At 64.3% G+C, this 17,183-nt stretch carries 14 protein-coding genes; 10 read left to right on the forward strand and 4 right to left on the reverse strand.

Features of this window, described 5'->3' with window-relative positions:
- Window positions 1–6 precede the first annotated feature (6 nt).
- The 6 genes from dhaL to LFT43_RS04635 all read left to right on the forward strand — a co-directional run bounded on the left by dhaL (window position 7) and on the right by LFT43_RS04635 (window position 6,319).
- On the forward strand, window positions 7–1,746 hold the full coding sequence (gene dhaL, locus LFT43_RS04610; RefSeq protein WP_395801367.1) for a dihydroxyacetone kinase subunit DhaL: 1,740 nt from the start codon (window positions 7–9) through the stop codon (window positions 1,744–1,746).
- Entirely contained in the window at window positions 1,743–2,225 is a 483-nt protein-coding gene (locus LFT43_RS04615; RefSeq protein ID WP_395801368.1) for a ribose-5-phosphate isomerase, read from the forward strand. The genes dhaL and LFT43_RS04615 overlap by 4 nt, the downstream gene beginning before the upstream one ends.
- 1 nt (window position 2,226) lies before the next feature.
- Window positions 2,227–3,213: a 3-hydroxyacyl-CoA dehydrogenase family protein gene (locus LFT43_RS04620; RefSeq protein WP_395801369.1), complete on the forward strand. Its 987-nt coding sequence runs from the start codon at window positions 2,227–2,229 to the stop codon at window positions 3,211–3,213.
- A gap of 25 nt (window positions 3,214–3,238) precedes the next feature.
- Entirely contained in the window at window positions 3,239–4,006 is a 768-nt protein-coding gene (locus tag LFT43_RS04625; protein ID WP_395801370.1) for an SDR family NAD(P)-dependent oxidoreductase, read from the forward strand.
- A 190-nt stretch (window positions 4,007–4,196) separates the two neighbouring features.
- Complete coding sequence (locus LFT43_RS04630) at window positions 4,197–5,546, forward strand: MFS transporter (RefSeq protein WP_395801371.1); 1,350 nt, start codon at window positions 4,197–4,199, stop codon at window positions 5,544–5,546.
- A gap of 2 nt (window positions 5,547–5,548) precedes the next feature.
- Window positions 5,549–6,319 carry a triose-phosphate isomerase family protein gene (locus LFT43_RS04635; RefSeq protein ID WP_395801372.1) on the forward strand — a complete coding sequence of 257 codons (771 nt, stop codon included), beginning with the start codon at window positions 5,549–5,551 and terminating at the stop codon, window positions 6,317–6,319.
- Here the strand turns inward: LFT43_RS04635 and LFT43_RS04640 are convergent.
- From LFT43_RS04640 to LFT43_RS04650, 3 genes are all read right to left on the reverse strand, one after another.
- Window positions 6,304–10,008 carry a TM0106 family RecB-like putative nuclease gene (locus LFT43_RS04640; protein WP_395801373.1) on the reverse strand — a complete coding sequence of 1,235 codons (3,705 nt, stop codon included), beginning with the start codon at window positions 10,006–10,008 and terminating at the stop codon, window positions 6,304–6,306. The two genes, LFT43_RS04635 and LFT43_RS04640, sit on opposite strands and share 16 nt — an antisense overlap.
- Window positions 10,009–10,085: 77 nt before the next feature.
- Window positions 10,086–11,171 (reverse strand): DUF1648 domain-containing protein, encoded by a 1,086-nt coding sequence (locus LFT43_RS04645; RefSeq protein WP_395801374.1) that lies wholly within the window; start codon window positions 11,169–11,171, stop codon window positions 10,086–10,088.
- Window positions 11,168–11,560, reverse strand: a complete 393-nt coding sequence (locus tag LFT43_RS04650) for a GntR family transcriptional regulator (RefSeq protein WP_395801375.1) — start codon at window positions 11,558–11,560, stop codon at window positions 11,168–11,170. Before LFT43_RS04650 ends, LFT43_RS04645 begins: the two co-directional genes overlap by 4 nt.
- A gap of 80 nt (window positions 11,561–11,640) precedes the next feature.
- Here LFT43_RS04650 and LFT43_RS04655 point away from each other — a divergent pair, with 80 nt between their 5' ends.
- Together LFT43_RS04655 and LFT43_RS04660 are read left to right on the forward strand one after the other, a co-directional pair.
- Window positions 11,641–12,099: a nucleoside deaminase gene (locus LFT43_RS04655; RefSeq protein ID WP_395801376.1), complete on the forward strand. Its 459-nt coding sequence runs from the start codon at window positions 11,641–11,643 to the stop codon at window positions 12,097–12,099.
- Window positions 12,100–12,210: 111 nt separating this feature from the next.
- Window positions 12,211–12,648, forward strand: a complete 438-nt coding sequence (locus LFT43_RS04660) for a CBS domain-containing protein (RefSeq protein WP_395801377.1) — start codon at window positions 12,211–12,213, stop codon at window positions 12,646–12,648.
- A gap of 117 nt (window positions 12,649–12,765) precedes the next feature.
- Here the strand turns inward: LFT43_RS04660 and LFT43_RS04665 are convergent, their stop codons facing one another.
- Window positions 12,766–13,062, reverse strand: coding sequence for a hypothetical protein (locus tag LFT43_RS04665; RefSeq protein WP_395801378.1), 297 nt, complete (start codon window positions 13,060–13,062; stop codon window positions 12,766–12,768).
- Window positions 13,063–13,202: 140 nt separating this feature from the next.
- Here LFT43_RS04665 and LFT43_RS04670 point away from each other — a divergent pair, with 140 nt between their 5' ends.
- Window positions 13,203–15,614: a Tex family protein gene (locus tag LFT43_RS04670; protein WP_395801379.1), complete on the forward strand. Its 2,412-nt coding sequence runs from the start codon at window positions 13,203–13,205 to the stop codon at window positions 15,612–15,614.
- Window positions 15,615–15,762: 148 nt separating this feature from the next.
- The gene (locus tag LFT43_RS04675) at window positions 15,763–17,139 is read left to right on the forward strand and encodes an EAL domain-containing protein (protein ID WP_395801380.1); all 1,377 of its coding nucleotides are present in this window, start codon (window positions 15,763–15,765) and stop codon (window positions 17,137–17,139) included.
- Window positions 17,140–17,183 lie beyond the last annotated feature (44 nt).

Raw genomic sequence — 17,183 nt, forward strand, 5'->3', positions numbered from 1 at the left:
CGGACCATGACAAGGATCTTCGATAACCCCGCAGACTTTGCGGACGATGCGCTGGACGGATTCGTGGCCGCGAACCGCGGGTATGTTGCCCGGGTGGACGGCGGGGTGGTCCGCTCCACCGAAGTCCCGACCGGACAGGTTGCCCTGGTGGTGGGCGGTGGTTCGGGACACTACCCTGCGTTTGCGGGACTGGTCGGACCAGGCCTCGCGACGGCTTCGGCTTGCGGCAACATGTTCGCTTCTCCGGCCGCCGGGCAGGTCTATCGCGTGGCCAAAGCAGCCAACGCCGGCGGTGGCGTCCTGCTCAGCTACGGCAACTACGCTGGCGACGTACTGCACTTCGGCCAAGCCCAGTTGCGGCTCAACGCGGAAGGCATCGAAACCCGCACCGTGACCGTGACTGACGACATCGCCAGTGCACCTTTGGACCAGATCGAAAAGCGGCGGGGAATCGCGGGAGACCTGACGGTCTTCAAAATTGCCGGGGCCGCGGCCGAAGCGGGACTGGACCTCGACGCCGTCGAACGCTTGGCCATCAAGACCAACTACCGCACGCGCTCGCTGGGGGTGGCCTTCGACGGTTGCACCCTTCCGGGAGCCGCGGATCCGCTGTTCCACGTTCCGGCCGGACAAATGTCCCTTGGCTTGGGCATCCACGGCGAGCCGGGCATCTCCGAGCACGCCATGCCCACCGCCTCCGAACTCGCCGAAATCCTCGTGTCGAAGCTCCTCAATGACAAACCCGACGGCGCCGGAAACCGTGTGGTGGCGATCGTCAACGGCCTCGGCACCGTCAAGTACGACGAACTCTTCCTGCTCTTCGGAAAAATCGAGAAACTCCTCAACAACGCGGGCCTCACCGTGGTGGAGCCCGAATGCGGCGAGTTGGTAACAAGCCTGGACATGTCCGGTCTTTCGCTGACGCTGCTGTGGCTGGACGAGGAGCTCGAACAGTATTGGGCAGCACCCGCGGACACCCCCGCGTTCCGCAAGGGCAACCTCGCGCCTCGAGCGTTGCGCGTCCTGGACGGCGTCACTGCCGTGGACGAGTCCGACGTCGAACAGCCCACCGAAGCCGCTGCTGAACTTGGCAGGCAGGCCGTGGCAGTGCTCGCGCAGGTGCGGAACGTCGTCGTCGAGCATGAAGAAGACCTGGGCAAGCTGGACGCAATTGCCGGCGACGGCGACCACGGCATCGGCATGCGGCGCGGCGTTGACGCGGCCCTCGCGGCCGCAGAGACGGCAAGCGGAGCCTCGGTGGGGCGGATCCTGACCGCGGCCGGGGAGGCCTGGAGCGAACGCGCAGGCGGAACCTCGGGCGCCCTGTGGGGCTCGGCGATCATCGCGGCCGGACTGGCACTCGGCAACAAAGCGAGCTACTCGGGCAGGGATGCTGCGGCCGCCGTCACCGGGTTTGTGGACGCCATCACCGAGCTCGGCAAAGCCGAACCCGGCGACAAGACCATGGTGGACGCGCTGCTCCCGTTCCGGGTTGCGTTCCTGACCGAGTTCGACGCCGGAGCCCCGGTTGACCGGGCCCTCGCCGCGGCTGCTGCGGCGGCTGAGTCCGCGGCGGCGGATACGGCCCGTTTGCGCCCGCTCAAGGGCCGCGCCCGTCCGCTCGCAGAGAAGAGCGTGGGCCACCCTGATCCTGGCGCGGTCTCCTTCGGGCTCATTACGGCGAAGATCTCGCAACATATCGATTCACAGTTGGCTTCCGCGGCCGGAAACGGAGTTCAAGCATGAGCACATCACAGGGCTGGCGGATTGTCGTCGGCAATGACGAAGCGGGCGTCGAGTATAAGCAGGCACTCGTGGCTCTGCTTGAAGCCGATCCCCGGGTGGCGTCCGTTCAGGACGTGGGCGTGGGCGCCAACGACTCCACGGCGTACCCACACGTTGCCGTGAACGCGGCCCGCAAAGTGGCCGACGGCGAGGCAGACCGGGCCCTGTTGATCTGCGGCACCGGCCTGGGCGTGGCGATCGCGGCCAACAAAGTCCCCGGGATCCGTGCCGTCACCGCGCACGACAGCTACTCCGTGGAGCGCTCGGTCCTGAGCAACAACGCCCAGGTCCTGACGATGGGACAGCGGGTGATTGGCTTGGAACTGGCCAAGAAACTGGTGGACGAATGGCTGGGCCACCACTTCGACGAAACATCATCTTCCGCCGCCAAGGTGGACGCCATTTGCTCGTACGAGCCCGATTACACAAAGGCAGTGTGACATGACTGAAACGCAGAACACCCCTGCTGGCACGGCGCCGGCCCGGAAGATCGCCGTCGTCGGCTCCGGTTACATGGGCGGCGGGATCGCGCAGGTCCTTGCCCTCGGCGGAGCGCGCGTGGCGCTGGCGGACGTGTCCGCGGAAATCGCGCAGAAGAACTACGACCGCCTGCTCGTCGAGTCGGACGAATTCGTGGCTGCGGGTCTTTTCCCGGAAGGATCCACGGCAATCCTGAAAGCCAATTTGTGGGCAGCCAAAGACATCGAAGAGGCTGTGGCGGACGCCGATTTCATCGAAGAAGCCGTCCCCGAGGTCCTCGACATCAAGCATCAGACCCTGGCCCGCATCAGCGCCGCCGCCCGTCCGGACGCCCTGATCGGCTCCAACACGTCCACCATTTCCATCGCCGATCTCGCCGAGGCAGTGGCAGGCCCGGAGCGGTTCCTCGGCGTGCATTTCTCCAACCCCTCCCCGTTCATTCCCGGCGTCGAGATCATTCCCCACGCCGGCACCACGCCGGAGACCGTGGCCGCTTCCCGCGAACTCGTCCACGCGGCCGGCAAGCAAACCGCCGTCGTCAAGGACGTCACCGGCTTCGTGCTCAACCGGCTGCAGTACGCGCTTTTCCACGAGGCCGCCCAGCTGGTGGAGCAGGGGATCGCAACAGCGGACGACGTCGACACCCTGGTCCGTACGACGTTCGGCTTCCGCTTGCCGTTCTTCGGTCCGTTCGCCATCGCGGACATGGCCGGACTGGACGTCTACAACTTCTGCTATAAGTCCCTCCAGACCGGGTTCCCGGAGCGCTTCGCGACCCCGAAGATCCTGAGCGACCTCGTGGAGGCGGGAAAGCTGGGCACCAAGACCGGCGCGGGCTTCCTCAACGTCCCGGCGGAACGCACACCCGAACTCATCGCCTACCGGAACAAGGCCTACGTGGCCATGCAGAAGCTCATTGACGAGCTCGGCCCGGCACCCATCAACTAGCCCCACCATTCACAGGAGAATACCCATGAGCACCTTCCCCGCAGAACGAACCGCGATTGTCACCGGCGCCGTCTCCGAGCGCGGCATCGGCCGAGCCACCGTCAACTACCTGGCTGCGCAAGGCTGGAACATCGGCATCATCGACCTCGACGATGCCCTGTGCAAGGCCACCGCCAAGGAAATCGCCGCGCAGTACAACGTCAAGGCCTACGGCGTCGGAGCCAACGTGGCAGATGAGTCATCCGTACGCTCCGCCATCGACACGCTTGAAGCTGAGCTGCCGCAGATCGTCGCCCTGGCCAACGTTGCCGGTGTCAGCTCACCGGTTCCGTACCTGGAACTTGAGCCCGCCGAGTGGAACCGTGTCCTGAACATCAACCTCAACGGTGTCCACTACGCCACCCGCCGCGTGGCCGAATCCATGGTCAAGAACCGGATCGGACGCATCGTGAACATCTCCTCGGTTTCCGCCCAGCGCGGCGGCGGGACGTTCTCCAAGACTCCGTACTCGGTGGCCAAGGCCGGCGTCATCGGCCTGACCCGCGCCACCGCCCGCGAACTGGGTGAATTCGACATCACCGTCAACGCTATTTCTCCCGGTCCCATCGACACCGACATCATGGGCGGCACCCTCAGCGAGGAGCGCAAGGACGAGCTCACCAAGGACCTCGTGGTGAACCGCGTGGGCTCCACCCGGGATATCGCCGCCGCCATCGCCTTCCTCATCAGCGAGGACTCCGGTTACATCTCGGGCCAGACGCTGAATGTCGACGGCGGCTTGTACATGCACTAAGGAAGGACCCCATGGGCTCCTGGACCAAGGAACGCAAGATCTATCTCGCCGTCGGGATCCTGGTTTGCGCCGTCGGCGTGCTGCTCATGATCTTGCCCCGCTAAGGCGGGACACCGCTTCGGCGGGTCGTATCACTCTCTGAATGCATAACCCTGGCTACTCAAAACTGATTACTCAACGAGGAGTTTCGATGTCCGTTTCAACAACTTCCGCGAAGGAGATGCTGGATTCGCCGATTCTGAAATCGGCTATCCGCAAGGCTGCCGCCCGGCTCATGCCGATGCTGGTCATCCTTTATGTGGTCTCCTTCCTCGACCGCACCAATGTCGGTTTCGCTGAAGCCGCCCTTGGCGCGGATAAAGGCGTCTCGGCCGGGGCGTTCGCGCTCGGTGCCGGTATTTTCTTCATCGGCTACGCGATCTTTGAAATCCCCAGCAACCTGTTGCTCAAGAAGGTCGGCGCCAAGATCTGGCTTGCACGCATCGCGATCACGTGGGGCTTGGTCTCGGCCTGCTTCGCCTTCGTACAAGGCGAGACGTCCTTTGTGATCCTGCGATTCCTGCTCGGCGTGACCGAGGCGGGGCTGTTCCCGGGCGTCATCATGTACCTGGCCGAGTGGTTCCCTAACAAGGTGCGAGTGCAGATGTTCGCAATCTTCTACCTCGCCCAGCCGTTCTCCCAGATGATCGGCAACCCGCTCTCCGGCTGGCTGATCAACATCGGCGACCAGATTCCCGGCATCCGCGGCTGGCAGGTCATGTTCTTCACCGAGGGAATCCTGGCGGTGCTCGCTGGCATTGCGGCGTTCTTCTTCCTGATCAACGGCCCGGAGAAAGCGAAGTTCCTCAACGCGGACGAGAAGTTCGCGCTCAAGGAGATCATGGCCCAGGAAGACAGCGTCAAGGATGAAACCGGCCCGCGCGGTGTATTCGCCGCTATGCGTAACGGTCGTGTCTGGTACTTCACCCTCATCTACTTCTGCCTGCAGATCGCCGTCTACGGTGTGACCTTCTTCCTGCCCCAGCAGGTTTCCTCGCTGACCGGCCAGAAGGTGGGCCTCGCAGTCGGCCTACTGATCGCGGTTCCGTGGTTCTTTGGAATCTTCTCCTGCTACCTGATCGGCCGTGCGGCGAACACCGTTGCTAAGCGCCGCATGTTCGGCACCGTGCTGTTCGTGTCCACGGGTGTCTGCATCCTCGGTTCGGCTTGGGCCGGGACCAACCACCAGCCGGTGCTCGGGCTGATCTTCATCACGCTCGCGGTGTGCAGCTTCCTGGCAGTCGGTCCGGTCGTTTGGGCCTACCCGACGGCGTTCCTCGCCGGGTCCGCAGCCGCCGCTGGTATTGGCCTCATCAACTCGCTGGGCAACCTGGGTGGTTTTGTGGCCCCGATCCTGCGGACCGCCGTCAACAGCGCCACCGCCGACCCCACGGGATCGGCCGGCGTCTACGCACTGGGAATCCTTCCGTTCCTGGCGGCCGCCATGATGTTCGGCACCCGGGCGTTCAAGAACAAGGCCGACGAGCTCCTGGGCAAGTAGCCATGTACATCGGGGTCAGCACCAAGATGTACATGGGGTACCGGCACACCATGTCGTGGCTGGAGCAACTGCGAGATGAAGTGGACGCCCGTCCGGCCCTTGCGGCCGGGCGGGTGGTCCCGTTCGTCATCCCGTCGTTTCCCATGCTGCCGGCTGCAGCCCAGATGCTGGAGGATTCTCCTCTGCTCTTGGGTGCGCAGAATTGCGGCTGGTCCGACGGCCCGTGGACCGGGGAAGTATCGCCGACCTTGCTGGCGGAACTTGGTGTGCGGCTCGTGGAGATCGGACACGCGGAACGACGCCGGCACTTCGCCGAGGACGACGCTGTAGCGGCGCTCAAGGTCAGGGCTGCGGTGGACGCCGGGCTGACCCCGCTGCTATGCGTCGGCGAGGAAACCGCGTCCGATCCGGCGGTGTCCGCGTCGTTCGTTTACCGGCAGATCTCGGCCGCCGTCCGAGAAGATTGGGCGACGGCGGGACGGCTGGTCATCGCGTACGAACCGGTGTGGGCTATCGGCGCACCCGAGCCTGCCCGCGCAGCTTACGTGTCCGACGTCGTCGATCACCTCCGGGACTTGCTCGCCGAGCATGGCCTGGCCGGGCTGCCCATCATTTACGGTGGTTCCGCCAAACCGGGACTCCTGCCCGAGCTGCGCGGTGTGTCGGGCCTCTTCCTGGGCCGCTTCGCCCACGACCCGGCGAACTTCGGGAAAGTCTTGGACGAGGCGCTGCGAGTGGATCAAGCGCTAGGGTTGGATCACGCGCTAGGGTGAGCCTTCTGGCACAGTCCCACAAAACCGCCCAACTGTTCCAGCCCTTCCGGCTGGGTCGGAAGGTAGTTTGTCAGTTCGGGTGAGCGCACGACGACGGCCCGCCACTGACCGCGCGATACCGCCACGTTGATCCGGTTGCGGGAGAGCAGGAAGTCCATGCCGCGGGGCACCTCTGCGGCAGCGGACGCGGCCATGGAGACGATCACCACGGGAGCTTCCTGCCCCTGGAACTTGTCCACGGTGCCGACGCGAACACCACGGAGTCCAGCCGTTCTCAGTTCGCGCTGGATCAGCTGCACCTGGGCGTTATAGGCCGCCACCACGAGGATGTCCTTTTCGGTGAGGGGCCGCTCCTGGGGCGATTCCCGGGGGTCCAGCCACGCCAAACCGAGGTGTTCCTTGACCTGCCTGACCACCTCCGCGGCTTCTTCGGGCGACTGTGTGGAGTTGCCGCTGTGCGGGACGTAGACGCATTCGACGCCGGCCCGAACTCCGGACAGTCTCCGCGTGGAGGCAGCTGGTGCCGAACGCAGCCGGCCATCGTAGGACAGCTCGGACACCGCGGCGCATAAATCCGGGTGCATCCGCCACGAGGTCGCCAAGAAATAACCGAGCTCCGGGGGAAGAGTGTGCAGGCCGTGGGCCAACCAGCCGAGAGCCGACTCGTCCACGGGTTCCGGGTGCTTGCCCTGCGTGACTTGGGGCAATTGCTGGGGATCGCCGAGGAGCAGGAGCCTCTTCGTTGCTCGGCTCACGGCAAGGGTGTTGGCGAGCGAAAACTGCCCGGCCTCGTCGATGACCAGCAGGTCCAGGGATCCCGCCGGAACAGTCCGGCCTGTCATGGTCCACGCCGTGCCGCCGATCAGGCAGCCTCCCGGGGATCCGAGCAGGAGCTCAATGTCGTCCTTTGACTGCTGGGTCCACGGGACCGGGTCTTCGTGCTTCATTTCCTTGGCAATGACATCCGTATCGACCCCTGCCTTCACCGCGGCGTGGAGCATGTTCTCAACAACTGCGTGGGACTGCGCAACAACCCCCACCTTCCAGCCCTGACGCACCAGCCGGGCGACAACGTGCGAGCCCACGTGGGTCTTGCCCGTTCCTGGAGGCCCTTGGACGGCCAGGTATGACTGATCCAGATCCGTCACGGCCGCGGTAATCGCATCCACATAGCCATCCTCGCCGGACCCGACGGCGGGCAGAACAGGGAGAGTGGCCAGCCTCGGCGGCACGCGGCGTAGCAAGTCAAGGGCGGGATCCTTCGGCCACGACGGCAGACTGGAACGCAACTTGACGGCAAGTTCACTCAAGGCTTTTCTCTGGCCGTCCGTGTTCACCGGGCCATCCGGCGTAAGTGCTATGGGTAGCTGCGAGTATTCGGCAGCGCCCTTGGGCAGCCGCTCCGATATGGTCACGACGTCGGGTGCGCCGTCTTCAGGTCCCGCGAGGGAAGTGCCTTCATCGAGGTCGTCAAGATCGCCGTCCTCTATCACGTCCGTGCCGGACATTCCCGATCTGCCCAAGGCACTTTCGTTCTTGCCAATGAAGGCGTCGGGGAGTGGAGGCCCGTACATCCGGAAGTACTTCTTACCGGGGGCGAAACCGGAGCCATCGGCCGCATGGCCGAAGAGCTGTACCTGCCGTGCCGGGTTGCTGCGTGGAGTCGGCTTGGCCCAGTCCTGCACCACTTCGCCGCGTTCCACGATGAAGCAGTCCCTGGTGTCCTCCCATTCCGAGATGGGCCGGTCCAGGCGGTCGAAGTGGCCCCACCAGAATTGTTTGTCCTCCCGCCGGTGAAATCCGACCGCGGCCGCCACCAAGGCCACCGCCCTGTTGTCGTCGGATTGAACGGCGGCGTCCGGCAATTCTGCGAGGTAGTCGAGAAGGTCTGTTTCCTCGGGCGCGGCCTGGTACTTGTCCGGCTCCGTTTCGACAGGTAGTTCCGGACCCGAAGCAGCTGGAATGCCGGGTTCGATGGAGCGCTCCGCGGCCAGGCCCAGCAGCCAGTTCCGCAGTTCCAGGGTCGAGAGGCAGTCGTATTCGTTGTAGTCGGAGATACCTGCCAGGATTGCTGCCGCTTCGTCCTCGTGACGGGCGTCCCGGGCCGTGCAGTAGTTGGCGTAGGCAACCACGGAGGCTCCGGCGTCGGTCACGTCCCCCGAACGCAAGTGCTGGCCCATGTACAGGGGTTCGAGTTTCTTGATGCTGTAGGAGTCTTCGGAGATGCGGATGCTATGCCGCACGGTGTCGTAGAGGTCCACAAGCACGCCTTCGCGAAGAAGGTTGTCCACGGCGGCTTCGCCTACGGTGTGGATGACCGACAGATTGCGCAGCGCGGTTTTCTCGTAGGCCGCGTAGTGGTAGATCCGCATGTCCGGATACTTCATTCGGCGTTCGTCCACGTAGTCCAGGAAATCGATGAACGCCTGGCGCTCCTCAGCCCGGGAGTGTGCCCAGAACGGCTTGAACACGGGAATTCCGCCTGGCTTGGTGGGATTTTCCACAACCCCGAACAAATACTCCAGTCCCCAGCGGCCGGTTACGGGGTCTTGCCACAGGGGGTCTCCTTCGAAGTCGAAGAAGATGTCGCCGGCGTCGGGCCGCGGGAGCCGGGCCAAGGAGTTGGATTCCAGGAGGGAGTAGCTGATGCTCTTGGCTGTGCCGGTCTTGTCGGTGTAGTTGACGGTGCCATCGGCTGTGGCTGTTCCGGTCTGTAGACGGGCTTGCTCCTGCAGGCGCCTGGTGGCGGAATCGGCGGCGTCGGGCATCTCAGCAAGGGCGTCGATGGTGAAGATGCCGTTTTCCATGAGCTTCTTGCGCCGGGTGATTCTCATCCCCGCCACCATCAGCAGATCCCGGTGGAGGCGCACTTGTTCTTTGCAGTAGTCGCAGCGACCGCATGCGGTGATCCCAGGCGAACCCCATTGGATGGGCTCCAGCCGCGAGAGATGTGCGTCCGTCAGTGCAAGGAAGCGGTCGCGGCGTTCACGGAACACCGGAAGTACATCGGCGAGTCGGTGGTTGCTGTGCACGTAGTCGAAGCCGCCCTGGCCGCCGGGCCCAGGAGATCCAGATCCGGCAGCGTCCCGCTGAATGGTAGCCCCTAGGACAAGAGTCAGATCCGGCGCGGGAACGATTCCCGCTTTGATTAATTGATCGCCGTAGGCGGCAAGTTGCAGTAACGCCGTGACCTTGGCGTGGCGGGCGAGCTTGGTGTCAAAAACCGCGTAGCTTCCGTCCGGCTGCTTGACGAGGAAATCGGACCGGCCATGGAACTGGCCGTCGAAGAAGGCCGCCTGGAAAACCACATCCGCGCCGGATCGTAAGGCCGCAATGGACTCCGCGTGCTTGGCCTGCAGGGTGGCGCGGTCCATCGCTGCGGCCGGAACGACGTCGAACACTCCCGTGCCAGCAAGCGGATCCCACCACCCGAACTCGGCCACGAATCGGTCCAGCACCCTGTGCTCGTGAACGTCGCCCAACACGGCGGTACGCTCCAGCATTTCATCGACGTCGAAGGCAGGCTTCGGTGACCGGCCCAGCTTCTCGTCCAACTTGCGCAGCAACTGGTACTCGCACGTGGAAGCCGTGACCAGATCGCTGGCGGAAAACACCAGGTCCTGCTCTCGCCCCGTACTTTCTGGACCTAAACCTTCTAAACCTGCAATTTCTGAATCGAGAAAAAACACCGTGCCCCCAGACCATTGAGCTGATGAAGCCAAGCTATCAGTGGGGCCGGACAAGATAGCACCCCCGGCGGTGGGGGTCAGCCGCCGAAACGGAGGGTGATCACCAGGCCGATCAGCGCGACCACGCCGGCCAGAAGCATCGTGGCCCTGGGATTGCCGAAGTTGAGGGTCCATCCCAGACCGAACCGGCGGGGAACCAGCAGAGCGTGGTCTTCGCGGTTTATGTAGAACAGGCCGCTCCGCCAGTACTTGTCATCTTCCCGGTGCGTCAGGCCGGTGTCCTCGTCGCCTTCGTCCCGTTCGCGGTTGTTCCTGGCCAGGACCACGACGGCTACCGCGACGGCGGCCAAGATCGGGAGCACCACCACCAGCTGCGCCCACGACGTGACCGTCCCGGTCCACATCAGCAACGAGGATCCCAGCATCCCCAGGTCGATCATCGCGGCCAGTCCGAGCAGTGCCTTGGCGCCCAGCGACATGTACCGGCGGTGCCAGCGCGCGGAGCCTACCGGGTGCGCCGGGTCGATGTCGGGCCGGCTGCGGAAGATGATGGCCGCCGCGATACCCGCGAGCAACGCGGTCACGCCGATCTGGACGAACACCAGTGAGAAGGCGGTGCCGACAGATTTGGCGGCCAATCGGTTGGGCACGCCCTTCGCTCCGTAATGCACCGCGAGCACCTCGGGCATCGACGGGTAGCTGATCACGCCGATCACCACCGTGGCGACCGTGACGATCAACGCCGGTGCCAGCCAAAGCCAGGGAAACCGCGGTGGATCGGTCCGCAGTTCGGTGTCCACCGCGAGGCCTTGGCGCACTCCTTCGTACCAGCCCCCGGCGGCCTTGGCGGCCCGGATCTCGTGGTTGGCCAGGAAGAAGCAGCCATACCAGAAGCCGACGAGCACCAGCACCGACAAGGGCAGCAACAACGTTTCGCCGGTTATGGCGTAGATGGCGACGCAGACCCCGGCTGTGACAATCCCGCCGACGAGTATCCGCAATCGGTAGATGCGGGTTTGCCTAACCACAGCAGGGTCATCGGCGCGCTGGGCCGGAACCCGAACCCCGAAGGGCACGGTCGGGCTGTTGATCGAGGGCAGCACCAGGGCGATTGCGAGCACCAGTGCTGACAATGCGGAGCTCAAGGCGATGGCAATGGTCATGGAGTTTCCTCTGGCTGCGTGGTTCCAAATGAATCGAGCACTGACCGGCAGGTCTCGAGAACCTCGTCCGCCGGTAATCCTCGCGCGACGGCCTCGGCCAGCAGGGTCCGTGCCCTCGCGGTCCACTCCGCAGGGAACGGTGGGTCCGCGACCGTAGGGGTCACCACCGCGCCGGTCTTGCGGTTGAGCCGAATCAGGCCCTGCTGGCGCAAGAGGTCATAGGCTTTGTTCACGGTGTGGAAGTTGATCCCGAAGTCCGCAGCGAGCGTCCTGGTGGCGGGCAACGAACTGCCCTCGGTCAGCACGCCCTCGGCGATCGCCTCCACGATCTGGTCCCGAAGCTGCTGGTAGATCGGCACATCGCTGGCCAGGTCTACGTTGAGGATCATTTCTCCCACCTCCCGTATTTATTATAGAAGTTATAGAACAATTAGCGGAAGATCCCCAACCCCCGGAAAGCAGGCCACGAATGACCAAGCCCGATGCGCAACCATCGCCGGATCCCGCCTTCGAGGCCGCCTACCAGGCAGCCCAGAAGAGCCTCAGCGAAGGTGGCATTCCCATTGGCGCAGCGCTCGCCCGTGACGGCGTTGTCATCGCTAGTGGGCACAACGAACGCGTCCAAAACGGCGATCCGATCGCCCACGGGGAAATGTCTGCCCTCCGCGCAGCCGGCCGGCAAAAGAGCTACCGGGACACCACGCTGTACACCACCCTCGCCCCATGCGCGATGTGTACGGGCACCATCATCCAGTTCAAAATCCCGCGCGTAGTGGTGGGGGAGGCCCGCACGTTCGACGGCGAATTCGAGCTTCTGCGGTCCCGGGGCGTGGAAGTGGTGGTCCTCGATGACCAGCGGTGCGTGGAGATGATGCGCAGCTTCCAGGAAGAGAATCCGGAACTGTGGGCCGAGGACATCGCTGAATAATCCAACGGAGCAGACAGCATCTGGCCACAGCCAAACCCCAAGCGTAGGCTGACAGCATCGGCGTCGGTGCCGGGGGGTCCGCGTCGATACCCAATCGATGAAGGAGGACTCATGAGTGTTGTGCGCGAATTCATGACCACCAATGCCCAGTGCGTCAAAGAAGAGCAGTCGTTGCGTGACGCGGCTGTCCTGATGCGCGATCTGGACGTCGGTTCCCTGCCGATCTGCGGCAGCGATGGAAGACTCAAAGGATTCATCACCGACCGCGACATCGTGGTCAAATGCGTTGCTGAGGGATGGGATGCCGGCCAGAAGACAGCGGCCGACCTCGCTCAAGGCACGCCGATCTGGATTGATGCCGATGCCAGCGTTGACGCCGCCATCGACCTGATGGAGAAGCACCAGGTTAGGCGCCTTCCTGTCATCACCGACCACAAGTTGGTAGGCATCATCAGCCAGGGCGATATCGCCCGCAACTACGCCGAGCAGCGGGTGGGTGAATTGGTTGAGCACATCTCGGCCAAGACTCCCATGGCGCAACTGGGCTAACTACAACTTCCGCTCGATCAAGCGTCACGGCCCCCGGGCCGTGGCGCTTCCCTATCCGGGCCAGCGTGTCTGGGCCAGCGTGCCCCGGTCACCGTATCCGGGCCACGGGACGCCAAGCTAGAGAAACGCTTCCCGCCCCGTGCCTTCCCGCAGCACCAGTTCCCCGTCCTCGATGGAAACCAGCAGGCTCTTTGCTCTTCCGTGGAGTTTCTTGCTCGCGCTCAGCTTGCGGCTGGTGACCTCGACGCCAACGGTGGACCCTTTTGCCGGCAACTCCACGGAGATCTCCGCTGCCATTCCCAGCATGGTTCTGGTGGACACATCGCGCTCGTGGTGAGCCTCTTTGTGGTTGACCGTGACTTCTACGTCATCGGCGTCGAAACCGTCCTGCAGGATGATGAGCAGTTCTTGCATGATGCGCCTCTTCCTTGAGTAGCATGTCTAACCGGAGTCTTCAGCACTCTTTCCACTACAGCACAGTTTCACTACAGCACGCGGCGCCGTCTTTAGGTAGGGCAAAGCTTTAGTAGGGCAAAGCGGTAGGGCAAAATGTCATGGTGACCCAACTTCCCCAAAACCAGTCAGCACAGCACCAGTCATCAGACGCCGCCATCCACGCCCTGATCGCCCAAGAGCTCGGCGTGAAGTCCTGGCAGGTCAAAGCCGCGGTTGAGCTGCTCGACGCCGGATCCACAGTTCCGTTCATCGCCCGGTACCGCAAGGAGGTCACCGGGACGCTCGATGACACCCAGCTGCGCGAGCTTGAGGAGCGGCTCCGCTACCTGCGGGACTTGGAGGACCGCCGTCGTACGGTCCTCGAGGCGATTGCCTCCCAGGGCAAGCTGACACCGGAACTGGAGGCCGCCGTCGTAGGCGCCGAGACCAAATCGCGGCTCGAGGACATATACCTGCCCTTCAAGTCCAAGCGCCGAACGAAGGCGCAGATCGCCCGCGAAGCAGGCCTCGAACCACTCGCCGACGCGCTTCTCGCGAATCCGCAGGTGGAGCCTGAGCGCGAGGCCGCGAAGTACCTCAACTCTGAACATTCCATTGACGATGCCGCCGCGGCGCTCGCCGGCGCCCGCTCGATCCTGGTGGAGCGGGTATCGCAGGACCCCGATCTTGCCGAGACGCTGCGGGAGCGGCTGTGGACGCAGGGGCGCATGGTTTCGCGGGTGAAGAAGGGCCAGGAAACCGAGGGGCAGAAGTTCAAGGACTACTTCGAGTTCTCCCAGGTGCCCTCCGGCATGCCGGGCCACCGTGTGCTCGCGCTCTTGCGCGGTGAGAACGACGGCGTCCTCGAGCTGGATCTCGCCGAGGCAGAACCAGCCGACGACGACGCCCTGGCCGCCGCGCGCGGCCGGTACGAGAACGCTGTGGCCAAGTGCCTCGGGGTTGCCGAGCGTGGCCGGCCCGCCGATTCGTGGCTCGTCCAGACCGCCCAGATCGCGTGGCGCTCGCGCATCCTGGACCGCTTGACCAACGACTTGCGCGGCCGCATGTTCGCGCAGGCCGAGGATGAAGCCGTCCGGGTGTTCGCAGCCAACCTCCGCGACGTACTCCTTGCGGCTCCTGCAGGAAACCGCGCCACGCTGGGCCTGGACCCGGGACTGCGAACGGGCGTGAAGGTGGCGGTGGTCGATGGCACCGGCAAGGTCGTGGCCACCGATACCGTCTATCCGCACGCTCCGGCCAAGAAGTGGGACGAGGCACTGGTGACTCTGGAGCGCTTGGCGCGGCAACACAGCGTCGAGCTCGTGGCGATCGGCAACGGCACGGCCTCGCGCGAGACGGACAAGCTCGCAGTCCAGCTCATCAAGGCGCTGGCAGCATCCGGCGGTCCCACGTTGCAAAAACTCGTGGTGTCCGAGGCCGGTGCTTCCGTGTACTCGGCCTCCGCGCTCGCGGCCGCGGAACTGCCGGGCATGGACGTGTCCCTGCGCGGAGCCGTTTCCATCGCGCGGCGTTTGCAGGATCCGCTGGCCGAATTGGTGAAGATCGAGCCGAAGTCGATCGGTGTGGGGCAGTACCAACACGATGTCACAGCGGCGAAGCTGGACCGTTCGCTGGACGCCGTCGTCGAAGACTGCGTGAATGCGGTGGGCGTGGACGTGAACACGGCGTCGCCCGCGCTGCTGGCCCGGGTGGCAGGCGTCGGGCCTCTCTTGAGCGAGAACATTGTGGCGTACCGCAACGAAAACGGACCGTTCGCCAAGCGTGCCGACCTCAAAAAGGTGCCGCGGCTGGGTGCCAAGGCGTTTGAACAGTGCGCAGGCTTCCTGCGGATCACCGGGGGAGTGGAACCGCTCGACGCCTCCAGCGTCCACCCGGAAGCGTATTCGGTGGCAAGGAAGATCGTGGCCGCTTCCCGTGGAGCTGCGGTGTCTTCACTCGATCCGCAGGTGTTCGTGGATGGGACGTTCGGCCTGCCCACCGTTCGGGACATCATGTCCGAGCTCGAAAAGCCCGGCCGCGACCCCCGTCCGGCATTCGCCGCAGCGACGTTCTCCGAGGGCATCGAAAAGATCTCGGACCTCAAACCCGGCATGATCCTGGAAGGCACCGTCACCAACGTGGCGGCGTTCGGGGCTTTCGTGGACGTCGGAGTGCACCAGGACGGCTTGGTCCACGTATCCGCGCTGTCCAACAAGTTCGTGTCCGATCCCCGCGAGATCGTGAAATCCGGACAGGTGGTGCGCGTGAAGGTCCTCGAGGCGGATCCGGAGCGGAAGCGGATTTCGCTCACCCTAAGGCTCGACGACGAACCAGGCACCGGGGCCGGGTCCGGTTCGCGTGGCGGCGGCCGTGACCGCGGCTCGCGCGGGGTGCCGGCCAAGGCTGCGCCGGCAAAGGCGGCTCCGGCGAAGGCGGCTCCCGCGAAGGCGGCTCCCGCGAAGGCGGCTCCTCAGCCCCCCGTGAACACAGCCATGGCAGAAGCGCTCCGCAGGGCTGGGCTGGGGAAGTAGCCGCCACGCCAGAGGGCCGATGATTTCGAAGAACTGCTGCTGATTCTCGAACCATGAGTGGCATGATGTAGAAGATCAGCAGCGTTAGCTTGTGCCAGGGGGGGCCATGTTTCGAACGCGCGGGCCGAGGGAGAGCATTCGGGCGTCCATGCCCAAATGGTGGCTGCTCGTCATCATCGTCATGGAGGCTGGCGTTGCCTTGGCGGTCGGCCTTCCTTTTGTCCTGGGCGATGAACCATGGGAAGCATGGGGCTGGCCGGTCTGGATTTCGGATGTTCTTTCCTTGCTGGTGGTTCCCGTCGTGGTCTATGCGTCGTCTTCTTTGGTGCGTCAGCAACTGCGGGAGCGGGCTGAGGCATCCCGGACCACCCGCTTGATGGATACGGTGCTGACCACCAGCCGGGAGTGGTTATGGGCCATAGGACCTGACGGACGCTTCACCTTCTCCAGCCCCGCGGGCGCCGAGGTGACCGGGTACGAACCTTCCGAATTGCTGGGCAGGCATCTCGGTCTGATCATCGATCCTGACGACCTGGCCGACGCCCTGCAGCAGAGAAATTCCAGTCAGGACGCAGATGCCGGTTGGGCTGGACTCCACGCCGTGTGCCGCCACAAAGATGGAAGCAGGGTTCTGGTCGAGGTGTCGGGGAGGGCACTTCGCGACGCAGCCGGCCGACCCTCCGGGTTTGAGGGGACCAGCAGGGTCCTTGATCCCGGGACACTGGACTCGTTGGCTACCGACGAGATCAGGAGCCGTATTGAAGCGATGCTGGCTGCTGGTTCCTTGCTGACGGCGTTCCAACCAATCCGTTCCTTGGAAACAGGCTCAATCATCGGGGCCGAGGCGTTGACCCGGTTCCTGAGTTCGCCGGGCATTTCTCCGGAGGTGTGGTTCGTCGAGGCTGCGGCGGTCGGACTCGATGTTGAGCTGGATATGCTTGCCCTCGAAACCGCACTCGGCGCCGCCATCGAGCTGCCACCCAATTTGTCGGTTTCAGTGAATCTCTCACCCCGGGCATGCCTTGACGCGCGGCTGCCCGATATTCTTGCGAACTCCGGAATTCCGATGGGGCGGATCGTGCTTGAAGTGACAGAACGCCACCAGGTTGTTGACTACGGCCCCCTCGCTGCTGCGCTTGGACTTTTGCGGGGCAGTGGCGTGAGGATCGCTGTGGACGACGCGGGTTCCGGTTTCGCCTCGATGCGCCACGTCTTGCTGCTCAAGCCCGATGTGATCAAGCTCGACAGGGACATCATCGCCGGCATCGACACGGACCCGGGCCAGCGTGCCTTGGGAGTGGCCATGGTCGGGTTCGCTAAGGAGATCGGGGCATCCTTGGTCGCCGAAGGGATCGAAACCGAAGCAGAGTTAAGCGCGGTGGCGGGGCTCGGCATGACCGCAGGGCAGGGTTACCTGCTGGGGAGGCCGTCCGTGCGGCCAGAGGACTGGGCCCAGTGGGATGGGGAGTTCCCGCACGGAGGAAACGCTAAGAGTCCCGGGCCGGCGAATCAGCGACGCCAGTAAGTAGCCGGAACGACCAAGAAACGACGCCGGCACCCGGGTTCCTC

Source organism: Arthrobacter sp. FW306-04-A (genome assembly GCF_044358315.1).
Classification (GTDB): domain Bacteria; phylum Actinomycetota; class Actinomycetes; order Actinomycetales; family Micrococcaceae; genus Arthrobacter.

Excerpts from the sequence above, each read along its gene's own strand:
- dhaL (WP_395801367.1), top strand. The coding sequence starts at position 7 with ATGACAAGGATCTTCGATAACCCCGCAGACTTTGCGGACGATGCGCTG.
- LFT43_RS04615 (WP_395801368.1), top strand. The coding sequence starts at position 1,743 with ATGAGCACATCACAGGGCTGGCGGATTGTCGTCGGCAATGACGAAGCG.
- LFT43_RS04620 (WP_395801369.1), top strand. The coding sequence starts at position 2,227 with ATGACTGAAACGCAGAACACCCCTGCTGGCACGGCGCCGGCCCGGAAG.
- LFT43_RS04625 (WP_395801370.1), top strand. The coding sequence starts at position 3,239 with ATGAGCACCTTCCCCGCAGAACGAACCGCGATTGTCACCGGCGCCGTC.
- LFT43_RS04630 (WP_395801371.1), top strand. The coding sequence starts at position 4,197 with ATGTCCGTTTCAACAACTTCCGCGAAGGAGATGCTGGATTCGCCGATT.
- LFT43_RS04635 (WP_395801372.1), top strand. The coding sequence starts at position 5,549 with ATGTACATCGGGGTCAGCACCAAGATGTACATGGGGTACCGGCACACC.
- LFT43_RS04645 (WP_395801374.1), bottom strand. The coding sequence starts at position 11,171 with ATGACCATTGCCATCGCCTTGAGCTCCGCATTGTCAGCACTGGTGCTC.
- LFT43_RS04650 (WP_395801375.1), bottom strand. The coding sequence starts at position 11,560 with ATGATCCTCAACGTAGACCTGGCCAGCGATGTGCCGATCTACCAGCAG.
- LFT43_RS04655 (WP_395801376.1), top strand. The coding sequence starts at position 11,641 with ATGACCAAGCCCGATGCGCAACCATCGCCGGATCCCGCCTTCGAGGCC.
- LFT43_RS04660 (WP_395801377.1), top strand. The coding sequence starts at position 12,211 with ATGAGTGTTGTGCGCGAATTCATGACCACCAATGCCCAGTGCGTCAAA.
- LFT43_RS04665 (WP_395801378.1), bottom strand. The coding sequence starts at position 13,062 with ATGCAAGAACTGCTCATCATCCTGCAGGACGGTTTCGACGCCGATGAC.
- LFT43_RS04670 (WP_395801379.1), top strand. The coding sequence starts at position 13,203 with ATGGTGACCCAACTTCCCCAAAACCAGTCAGCACAGCACCAGTCATCA.
- LFT43_RS04675 (WP_395801380.1), top strand. The coding sequence starts at position 15,763 with ATGCCCAAATGGTGGCTGCTCGTCATCATCGTCATGGAGGCTGGCGTT.